We start from the raw sequence: 10,779 nt of genomic DNA on the forward strand, positions 1-10,779 counted from the left end.
CGTCAGCAGTTCCGCGGTGATGCCGGCGCCGGCGCCGCTGCCGATGATCGCGACATCGCACAGCAGGGTCGGCGGGACGGCGCCACGCGAGCCGCCGAGAACGCGCCAGCCACGCTGGAGCCCTTGCTGGATCGGATCGTCGAGCTTGCTCATCAGATGTCGCGAGGTCCCGGGTAGCCGATCGCGGGCCATGCCGCGGGGTCGGAGAAGTAGGCGCCGTTGGTGATGTCGCGCAGCGCGTGGTAGATCTGCTGGCGCACCGCCAGGCGCGACAGGCGCATGCCTTGCAGCGATTGCTGCACCTCGTCGATGCCGGCTTCGCTCCAGGGTGAGGAGAGCCCGGCCAGCAGGCGGCGGCCGGGTGCGGTGCTCAGGATGCCCAGCAGCTGCGCGAGTTCCTTCTGCACTTCGGGAGCGAAGCCGCCGATGGTGGCCTGCACGCGTTCGAGGTGGGCGTCCAGCGCGGCTGCTTGCGCGGCCCCCCCGGGCAGCACGCCGTCGAGCACGGCTTGGGCCACGGCGGTGAACAGCGCACGGCTGTCGGCATCCAGCGTCGCCGCCGGCGGGCCGGGCCGCATCAGCACGAGGCCGCCGGCCACCGCGGCCAGCGTCAGCGAGGCGACTGCGCCGATCTGGAGGAGCTTGCGTCTTTGCATGTGGATGGCGGAATGCGGGCGCAGTGTTGCATCATTCGGCGCAGCCGCCGTAGAGGCACGGGACTAGCCCGACCTCTCGTAAACCCGCAACGTGCAACGAGCTTCGCCATGGCCGCGTCGAGCGAGAACATCCTTCAGCATCTGTCGGCGGTGGAATCCGAGCGCCGGCGGCGCATGGGGAATCCCTCGCTGCAAGCGCGCGTGACGGCCGTGAAGACCTACCAGCAACGGCGGTTCGCGCACACCTACGCGGACCTGCTGGCGTCGTCGCGCTACCGGGACGTGGCGCGGTTCTTTCTCGACGAGCTGTACGGCCCGAAGGACTTCGCCGAACGCGACGCGCAGTTCGCGCGGGTGGTGCCGGCGTTGACGCGGCTCTTCCCGAGCGACGTGCTGTCGACGGTGGAATCGCTGGCGGCGCTGCACGCCTTGTCGGAGTCGCTGGACAGCGCGATGGGCGACGCCGTCGCCGGGACTGCGGTGGAGGCAGCCGACTACCTGGCGGCGTGGCAGGCCTGCGGACGCCGGGCCGACCGCGAGCGGCAGGTGGCCCTGACCGTGAAGATCGGCGAATCGCTCGACCAGCTGACGAGGCGCCTGCTGCTGCGCCAGAGCCTGCGCATGATGCGGGTGCCGGCGCGCGCGGCAGGGTTGTCGTCGCTTCAATCGTTCCTGGAGTCCGGCTTCGACACCTTCCACGCGATGCGCGGCGCAGCGGAGTTCCTGAAGACCGTCCACTCGCGCGAGACGACGCTGATGCAGGCACTCTTCGTGCCGGACGCTGTCGCCGACGGGACACCGGCACAAGCGGCGGCGCTAGGACAACTACCGTAGCCGTGCGGCGCGGCCGGCCCGCACCATTGCAGGCCCTGCCTGTCCGCGAGTGCCGCATCGATGCAACGTCCCTGGCTCGATCACTATCCTCCTGGCGTTCCCGCCGAGATCGACGCGTCGGCGTACCGATCGCTGGTCGAGTTGCTGGACGAATCGTTCCGCCAGCATGCCTCGCGCGATGCGGCGGTGTGCATGGAGCGACGCCTGACCTTCCGCGAGATCGACGAGATGTCGTCGTCGCTGGGGGCGTGGCTGCAGGCGCGCGGCATGGCGCGCGGCGCTCGGGTGGCGCTGATGATGCCGAACGTGCTGCAGTACCCGGTGGCCATTGCAGCCGTGCTGCGCGCCGGCTACACCGTGGTGAACGTGAACCCGCTGTACACCGCGCGCGAGCTGGAGCATCAGCTGAGCGACTCCGGTGCCGAGGCCATCATCGTGCTCGAGAACTTCGCGCACACGCTGCAGGAGGTGATGGCTCGCACACCGTTGCGGCACGTGGTGCTGGCATCGATGGGCGACCTGCTGGGCTTCGCAAAGGGCCAGTTGGTGAACTTCGTCGTGCGGCATGTCCGCAAGATGGTGCCCGAGTTCGATCTTCGTGCTCCGGCCGGCGGCTCGGTCACGCGATTCAACCTGGCGTTGGCCGAGGGCACGCGGATGTCGCTGCGGCATGTGGAGTTGGGACCGGACGATGTGGCGTTCCTGCAGTACACCGGGGGAACGACGGGCGTCTCGAAGGGTGCCGTGCTGCTGCACCGCAACGTGGTGGCGAACATCCTGCAGTCGCAGGCCTGGTTCCAGCCGATGCTCGACAAGGTGGGCGATCGGCAGATCGTCACGGTGTGCGCGCTGCCGCTGTATCACATCTTCGCGCTGACCGCGTGCTACATGCTCGGCGCACGGCTCGGCATGCTGAACGTGCTGATTCCGAATCCGCGTGACATCCCCGGCTTCGTGAAGGTGCTGAAGCGGCAACGCATCAACATGTTCCCTGCAGTGAACACGCTGTTCAATGCGTTGGCGAACGATGCGGATTTCAGGCGCCTGGATTTCGCGGACCTGGTGATCTCCAATGGCGGCGGCATGGCGGTCCAGCGCGCGACGGCCGAGCAATGGCAACGCGTCACCGGGTGCCCGATCGTCGAGGGCTACGGGTTGTCGGAGACGTCGCCGGTGGCGACGATCAATCGCTTCGACGAGCCGGAGTTCACCGGGTCGATCGGCCTGCCTGTGCCCTCGACGGAGATCGCGATCCGCGATGACGCGGGTGGCGCCGTGCCGCAGGGTCAGTCGGGCGAGATCTGCATCCGCGGGCCCCAGGTGATGGCCGGCTATTGGAATCGCCCGGATGAGACGCGCCTGGTGATGACGGACGATGGATTCTTCCGCTCGGGCGACATCGGCGTGATGGACGAACGGGGCTATGTGCGAATCGTCGATCGGAAGAAAGACATGATCCTGGTGTCCGGCTTCAACGTCTACCCGACCGAGATCGAGCAGGTGGTGAGCCAGCATCCGGCCGTGCTGGAATGCGCAGCTGTGGGTGTGGCGGACGCGAAGTCTGGTGAAGCAGTGAAGCTGTTCGTGGTCAGGCGGGATTCGACGCTGACGGAAGACGATCTGGCGGCCTATTGCCGGGAGAACTTCACCGCCTACAAGCGGCCCAGGCACATCGAATTTCGCGATGATCTGCCTAAATCGAATGTCGGGAAGATATTGCGGCGGGAGTTGCGGACGGTGTGATCGCTCGTTTGGCGTGATGGCTCGTTTGAGCCATTTGGTCCGTTTACCGGGAATCGCTGGCCGCAAAAGCGAAACCCCCGACGCCTTGGGAGGCGACGGGGGTTGGCAATTAATAGCCTGACGATGTCCTACTTTCACACGGGAACCCGCACTATCATCGGCGCTGAGGCGTTTCACTGTCCTGTTCGGGATGGGAAGGAGTGGGACCACCTCGCTATGGTCATCAGGCTTAACTTGTTGCTGCCGAGCATTCCTTTGGGGGGAAGTGCTTTGCAGCCAATTCGTAGAGTCGGTGCTTGTGGATTGAGGTCACACAAGCGGAATCAGCATTTGATTGGGTTGAACTTGATTGCGTTCAAGGATATTCGTTGGAAGAACTGCACAACGCTTGTCCTCAGACAGACTTTGATCGTTGGATCAAAGTTATAGGGTCAAGCCTCACGAGCAATTAGTACTGGTTAGCTTAACGCATTACTGCGCTTCCACACCCAGCCTATCAACGTCCTGGTCTCGAACGACTCTTCAGGGGGCTCAAGGCCCCGGCAAGACTCATCTTGAGACGAGTTTCCCGCTTAGATGCTTTCAGCGGTTATCTCTTCCGCACATAGCTACTCGGCGATGCCACTGGCGTGACAACCGATACACCAGAGGTGCGTCCACTCCGGTCCTCTCGTACTAGGAGCAGGCTCTCTCAATCTTGCAGCGCCCACGGAAGATAGGGACCAAACTGTCTCACGACGTTTTAAACCCAGCTCACGTACCTCTTTAAATGGCGAACAGCCATACCCTTGGGACCGGCTACAGCCCCAGGATGAGATGAGCCGACATCGAGGTGCCAAACACCGCCGTCGATATGAACTCTTGGGCGGTATCAGCCTGTTATCCCCAGAGTACCTTTTATCCGTTGAGCGATGGCCCTTCCATACAGAACCACCGGATCACTTTGTCCTACTTTCGTACCTGCTCGACTTGTCAGTCTCGCAGTCAAGCACGCTTATGCCAATGCACTATCACCACGATTTCCGACCGTGGCTAGCGTACCTTCGAACTCCTCCGTTACGCTTTGGGAGGAGACCGCCCCAGTCAAACTGCCCACCATACACTGTCCCCAACCCGGATCACGGGCCAAGGTTAGAACCTCAAACACACCAGGGTGGTATTTCAACGTTGGCTCCACGACACCTAGCGGCACCGCTTCAAAGCCTCCCACCTATCCTACACAGATCTGTTCAAAGTCCAATGTAAAGCTACAGTAAAGGTTCATGGGGTCTTTCCGTCTTTCCGCGGGGAGATTGCATCATCACAAACATTTCAACTTCGCTGAGTCTCTGGAGGAGACAGTGTGGCCATCGTTACGCCATTCGTGCAGGTCGGAACTTACCCGACAAGGAATTTCGCTACCTTAGGACCGTTATAGTTACGGCCGCCGTTTACTGGGACTTCAGTCAAGAGCTTGCACCCCATCATTTAATCTTCCAGCACCGGGCAGGCGTCACACCCTATACGTCGACTTTCGTCTTTGCAGAGTGCTGTGTTTTTAATAAACAGTCGCAGCCACCGATTCTCTGCGGCCTCATTGGGCTCCCCAAGTAAATGGTTCACCTACTAAAGGCACACCTTCTTCCGAAGTTACGGTGTCAATTTGCCGAGTTCCTTCTCCAGAGTTCTCTCAAGCGCCTTAGAATACTCATCTCGCGCACCAGTGTCGGTTTGCGGTACGGTCGTATGCAGCTGAAGCTTAGTGGCTTTTCCTGGAAGCAGGGTATCACTCACTTCGGAGGCAAGCCTCCTCGTTATCACGCCTCATCTAAACCCCCCGGATTTGCCTAAGGGGCATGACTACACGCTTGAACCGGGACATCCAACACCCGGCTGAGCTAACCTTCTCCGTCCCCACATCGCACTGCATATCGGTACAGGAATATTGACCTGTTTCCCATCAGCTACGCATCTCTGCCTCGCCTTAGGGGCCGACTCACCCTACGCCGATGAACGTTGCGTAGGAAACCTTGCGCTTTCGGCGAGGGGGCTTTTCACCCCCTTTAACGCTACTCATGTCAGCATTCGCACTTCTGATACCTCCAGCAGCCTTCACAAGCCACCTTCACAGGCTTACAGAACGCTCTCCTACCACGTACGCTTGCGCGCACATCCGCAGCTTCGGTAACTGGCTTAGCCCCGTTACATCTTCCGCGCAGGACGACTCGATCAGTGAGCTATTACGCTTTCTTTAAATGATGGCTGCTTCTAAGCCAACATCCTGACTGTTTTAGCCTTCCCACTTCGTTTCCCACTTAGCCAATTTTGGGGACCTTAGCTGGCGGTCTGGGTTGTTTCCCTCTTGTGTCCGGACGTTAGCACCCGGTGCACTGTCTCCCAAGCTGTACTCATCGGTATTCGGAGTTTGCAATGGTTTGGTAAGTCGCCATGACCCCCTAGCCATAACAGTGCTCTACCCCCGACGGTAATACTTGAGGCACTACCTAAATAGTTTTCGGAGAGAACCAGCTATTTCCAAGTTTGTTTAGCCTTTCACCCCTATCCACAGCTCATCCGCTAGTTTTGCAACACTAGTCGGTTCGGACCTCCAGCAGGTGTTACCCTACCTTCATCCTGGCCATGGATAGATCACTTGGTTTCGGGTCTACACCCAGCGACTGAACGCCCTATTCGGACTCGATTTCTCTACGGCTTCCCTATTCGGTTAACCTTGCCACTGAATGTAAGTCGCTGACCCATTATACAAAAGGTACGCCGTCACCCTTGCGGGCTCCGACTGTTTGTATGCATGCGGTTTCAGGATCTATTTCACTCCCCTCCCGGGGTTCTTTTCGCCTTTCCCTCACGGTACTAGTTCACTATCGGTCGATTACGAGTATTTAGCCTTGGAGGATGGTCCCCCCATATTCAGACAGGATTACACGTGTCCCGCCCTACTTGTCGCACGCCTAGTTCCACACCCTACATTTTTCATACGGGGCTATCACCCGCTATGGCCGGACTTTCCATTCCGTTCTGATATGCAAGATGCTAAAACGTGCAGGCTCTTCCGATTTCGCTCGCCACTACTTTCGGAATCTCGGTTGATGTCTTTTCCTCGAGCTACTGAGATGTTTCAGTTCACCCGGTTCGCCTCGCATACCTATGTATTCAGTATGCGATGACCTTACGGTCGGGTTTCCCCATTCGGAAATCTCCGGATCAAAGCTAATTTGCCAGCTCCCCGAAGCTTATCGCAGGCTATCACGTCCTTCGTCGCCTGTAATCGCCAAGGCATCCACCACATGCACTTAGTCACTTGACCCTATAACTTTGACGCCTGTTCTTCACAAGCATCGGTCAATGACTGTTTGAGTATTTCGCGTTATGCCGTTCTTCAAAACTCGCTTCAATCAATTTCTTGATCAACTCAAGTTGAATATCTGTTGACGCAATCAAGTTCGTCATCGGCGGCACGGTGCTTCCCTTTCGGTCTGCTTTCCGCCGACAACGCTGATTTTCGACTCTACAAATTGTTAAAGAGCAACAGCCGATTCTTTCGAACCGCTGACGACAACAGCCTGGTGAAATGATTCACCAAGCTGCTTGCGTCAGCGTCGATTTCTTCTACTTCAAGAGATGGTGGAGGATGACGGGATCGAACCGACGACCCCCTGCTTGCAAAGCAGGTGCTCTCCCAGCTGAGCTAATCCCCCGATGGAAGTTGGTGGGTCTAGTTGGGCTCGAACCAACGACCCCCGCCTTATCAAGACGGTGCTCTAACCAGCTGAGCTACAGACCCTTGTTCCGGATTGAACCGTTCTCTTGAACTGTTGTCACAACAGCCGATAAGCGTGGGCGCTAGAAATTGAGCACCATTTTTTCCAGAAAGGAGGTGATCCAGCCGCACCTTCCGATACGGCTACCTTGTTACGACTTCACCCCAGTCACGAACCCTGCCGTGGTAATCGCCCCCCTTGCGGTTAGGCTAACTACTTCTGGCAGAACCCGCTCCCATGGTGTGACGGGCGGTGTGTACAAGACCCGGGAACGTATTCACCGCGGCAAGCTGATCCGCGATTACTAGCGATTCCGACTTCACGCAGTCGAGTTGCAGACTGCGATCCGGACTACGACCGGTTTTCTGAGATTAGCTCCCCCTCGCGGGTTGGCAGCCCTCTGTACCGGCCATTGTATGACGTGTGTAGCCCTACCCATAAGGGCCATGATGACCTGACGTCATCCCCACCTTCCTCCGGTTTGTCACCGGCAGTCTCATTAGAGTGCCCTTGCGTAGCAACTAATGATAAGGGTTGCGCTCGTTGCGGGACTTAACCCAACATCTCACGACACGAGCTGACGACGGCCATGCAGCACCTGTGTTCTAGCTCTCTTTCGAGCACGAAACCATCTCTGGTAACTTCTAGACATGTCAAGGGTAGGTAAGGTTTTTCGCGTTGCATCGAATTAAACCACATCATCCACCGCTTGTGCGGGTCCCCGTCAATTCCTTTGAGTTTCAACCTTGCGGCCGTACTCCCCAGGCGGTCAACTTCACGCGTTAGCTTCGTTACTGAACAGCAAGCCGTCCAACAACCAGTTGACATCGTTTAGGGCGTGGACTACCAGGGTATCTAATCCTGTTTGCTCCCCACGCTTTCGTGCATGAGCGTCAGTACAGGTCCAGGGGATTGCCTTCGCCATCGGTGTTCCTCCGCATATCTACGCATTTCACTGCTACACGCGGAATTCCATCCCCCTCTACCGTACTCTAGCCATGCAGTCACAAATGCAGTTCCCAGGTTGAGCCCGGGGATTTCACATCTGTCTTGCATAGCCGCCTGCGCACGCTTTACGCCCAGTAATTCCGATTAACGCTTGCACCCTACGTATTACCGCGGCTGCTGGCACGTAGTTAGCCGGTGCTTATTCTTCAGGTACCGTCATTAGTCCAATTTATTAGATCAGACCGTTTCTTCCCTGACAAAAGCGGTTTACAACCCGAAGGCCTTCTTCCCGCACGCGGCATGGCTGGATCAGGCTTGCGCCCATTGTCCAAAATTCCCCACTGCTGCCTCCCGTAGGAGTCTGGGCCGTGTCTCAGTCCCAGTGTGGCTGGTCGTCCTCTCAGACCAGCTACAGATCGTCGCCTTGGTAGGCCTTTACCCCACCAACTAGCTAATCTGATATCGGCCGCTCCAATTGCGCGAGGTCTTGCGATCCCCCGCTTTCACCCTCAGGTCGTATGCGGTATTAATCCGGCTTTCGCCGGGCTATCCCCCACAACTGGGCACGTTCCGATATATTACTCACCCGTTCGCCACTCGCCACCAGGATTGCTCCCGTGCTGCCGTTCGACTTGCATGTGTAAGGCATGCCGCCAGCGTTCAATCTGAGCCAGGATCAAACTCTTCAGTTCGATCTTGATAATTTACTCAATGAATTGAAGTGAACTTCACTTCATGAGCGTTTAAGGTCCATGAGACCTCGAGTCTTTCGACTCTTCGGCACTCGCCTTCCAACGCCCACACTTATCGGCTGTATGTTTTTAAAGAGCTGCAATCCGGTCAAACCGTCTTGCTTTGCTGTCCGATCTATCTCGTTCAGCGCAGCCTTAGACTGTAGCACCTTTTTGCTCGACTTCAACAACTTGTTTGATTTTTTTCTGCCGCCGCTTTCGCCGCCTGCCGAAACCAATCTGTTGTTGGGTCGCTTCGTTGATCAGTGATCAGCGAAGACCACGACTATAGCATCGATTTTTCGGCCTTCGCACCGCTGTCACGAAATTACTGATGAATACCGACGGCCTGCAAGCTGGCCTGGGCCCGGCGGCACACCGATGCCGGGTCTTCGCTGTTCAGGATCGTCGGCAACAGCGGGGCCAGGCGCCGCGTGTCCGCCCGCAGCACCCGCTGCTTGATCGAGGAGATCTGCGACGGGTGCATCGAGAAATTGCGCAGCCCCATCGCCAGCAACAGGTCGGTGAACTCGGGGTCTCCGGCCATCTCGCCGCATACGCTGACGCCCTTGCCTGCCGCCCGTGCGTAGGCGATCGTCTGCGCGATCAGCCCCAGCACGGCCGGGTGCCACGGGTCATAGAGGTGCGACACCGCCTCGTCGGCGCGATCGATCGCCAGCGTGTACTGGATCAGGTCATTGGTGCCGATCGACACGAAGTCGAAGTGCTTCAGCAGCAGCGGCAATGCGAGCGCCGCCGCCGGCACTTCGATCATCGCGCCCACCTCGACCGGACCGCAGGGTCTGCCCGCGTCCGCCAGCTGTTGCCGCGCCCGCTCCAGCGCCTCCAGGAACATCCGCACCTCACTGAGATGCGCCACCATCGGCACGAGGATGCGCACCGGCCCGACGGCGGCCRCCCGCAAGATCGCCCTCAGCTGCTGCCTGAACATGCCGGGCTCGGAAAGGCTCCAGCGGATCGCCCGCAGCCCGAGCGCCGGATTCAACGCATGCTCGTGGCGCAGTTCATTGACCGACATGCGGTCGAGTTGCTTGTCGGCACCGATGTCGACGGTGCGGATCGTCACCGGCAGCCCCCGCATCGCCCCGATGGCCGCCCGATACGCCTCGTACTGCTCGTCCTCGCCCGGCAGTTCGCTGCCGCGGTTCATGAACAGGAACTCGCTGCGGAACAGCCCCACGCCGACCGCGCCCGCCTCCAGCGCCCCGATGGCGTCCACCGGCAGCTCGATGTTGGCCTGCAGCTCCACGCGCTCGCCATCCATCGTCACGGCCGGCGTGTGCCGCAGCCGCGCCAGGCGATCCCGCTCGAGCCCGCTCTGCCGCTGCCGGAACCGGTATTCCTCCAGCACGATCGGCGACGGGTTGACGATCACCGCCCCGCAGTCGCCGTCGATCACCACCCAGTCGTCCTGGCGGATGATGTGACTCGCCTCGCGGGCCCCGACCACCGCCGGGATGTCCATGCTGCGCGCGACGATCGCGGTGTGCGAGGTCTTCCCGCCCACGTCGGTGATGAACCCGGTGAAGATGCTTCGCTTGAACTGCAGCATGTCGGCCGGCGCGATGTCGTTCGCGACCAGCACCAGCGGATCCTCGCCGCCGAAATCCCGTGGACTCACGCCCGGCGCCGGCGCGGAATCCGACAGCGGCCCGCGTGCCATCGCCCGCAGCAGCCGCTCGACCACCTGCTCCAGGTCGGCCTTGCGCTCGCGCAGGTAGTCGTCCTCCATCTCGTCGAACTGGCGCGCCAGCACCTCGAGCTGGGCCGACAGCGCCCACTCGCCGTTGTAGTGGCGCTCCTGGATCCAGTTCTTGGTGGCCCCGGTCAGCGAGTCGTCGTGCAGCAGCATCAGGTGCACGTCGAGCAGCGCCGACAGCTCGCCCGGTGCGTCCGCCGGCAGCTCGCGCTGCAGCGTCGTCAACTCCTGCGCGACCGCATCGCGCGCGGTGCGCAGCCGCTCGATCTCGGAGTCGACCTGCGACGCCTCGATGAAATAGTGCGCAACGTCGACGCGGCTCGACGCGACCATCACCGCGCGGCCGATCGCGACACCCCGTGATACCGGCAATCCGAAGACCTGGAAGC

4 protein-coding genes, 2 tRNA genes and 3 rRNA genes are annotated in these 10,779 nt (G+C 59.9%); 2 read left to right on the forward strand and 7 right to left on the reverse strand.

Translation table 11 applies throughout. The features are described from left to right. Nucleotides 1–152: 152 nt before the first annotated feature. The gene (locus tag AC1D01_RS08910) at nucleotides 153–656 is read right to left on the reverse strand and encodes a hypothetical protein (RefSeq protein WP_477865690.1); all 504 of its coding nucleotides are present in this window, start codon (nucleotides 654–656) and stop codon (nucleotides 153–155) included. 108 nt (nucleotides 657–764) lie between these two features. Between AC1D01_RS08910 and AC1D01_RS08915 the strand changes: the two genes are divergently transcribed. Then, on the forward strand, nucleotides 765–1,490 hold the full coding sequence (locus AC1D01_RS08915; RefSeq protein ID WP_477865691.1) for a DUF8198 family protein: 726 nt from the start codon (nucleotides 765–767) through the stop codon (nucleotides 1,488–1,490). 60 nt (nucleotides 1,491–1,550) lie between these two features. Beyond that, the gene (locus tag AC1D01_RS08920) at nucleotides 1,551–3,233 is read left to right on the forward strand and encodes a long-chain-fatty-acid--CoA ligase (protein ID WP_477865692.1); all 1,683 of its coding nucleotides are present in this window, start codon (nucleotides 1,551–1,553) and stop codon (nucleotides 3,231–3,233) included. A gap of 115 nt (nucleotides 3,234–3,348) precedes the next feature. Here AC1D01_RS08920 and rrf read toward each other — a convergent pair. The 6 genes from rrf to ptsP all read right to left on the reverse strand — a co-directional run. Continuing rightward, nucleotides 3,349–3,461: ribosomal RNA gene (gene rrf / locus AC1D01_RS08925) — 5S ribosomal RNA — on the reverse strand. A 199-nt stretch (nucleotides 3,462–3,660) separates the two neighbouring features. Next, nucleotides 3,661–6,537, reverse strand: a 23S ribosomal RNA gene (locus AC1D01_RS08930). Nucleotides 6,538–6,852: 315 nt separating this feature from the next. Beyond that, a tRNA-Ala gene (locus AC1D01_RS08935) sits at nucleotides 6,853–6,928 on the reverse strand. Between the two features lie 9 nt (nucleotides 6,929–6,937). Continuing rightward, nucleotides 6,938–7,014 (reverse strand) — tRNA-Ile (locus tag AC1D01_RS08940). 86 nt (nucleotides 7,015–7,100) lie between these two features. Further along, nucleotides 7,101–8,631, reverse strand: a 16S ribosomal RNA gene (locus AC1D01_RS08945). The 16S, 23S and 5S rRNA genes sit together here with 2 tRNA genes alongside, the layout of an rRNA operon. Nucleotides 8,632–8,998: 367 nt before the next feature. Then, a partial coding sequence (gene ptsP, locus AC1D01_RS08950) for a phosphoenolpyruvate--protein phosphotransferase (RefSeq protein WP_477865693.1) occupies nucleotides 8,999–10,779 on the reverse strand: 1,781 nt, incomplete at its 5' end.

Source organism: Rhizobacter sp. P3_B12, assembly GCF_056402895.1.

Bases quoted from the DNA above. Each gene is read 5' to 3' on its own strand.
- AC1D01_RS08910 (WP_477865690.1), bottom strand. From the start codon at position 656: ATGCAAAGACGCAAGCTCCTCCAGATCGGCGCAGTCGCCTCGCTGACG.
- AC1D01_RS08915 (WP_477865691.1), top strand. From the start codon at position 765: ATGGCCGCGTCGAGCGAGAACATCCTTCAGCATCTGTCGGCGGTGGAA.
- AC1D01_RS08920 (WP_477865692.1), top strand. From the start codon at position 1,551: ATGCAACGTCCCTGGCTCGATCACTATCCTCCTGGCGTTCCCGCCGAG.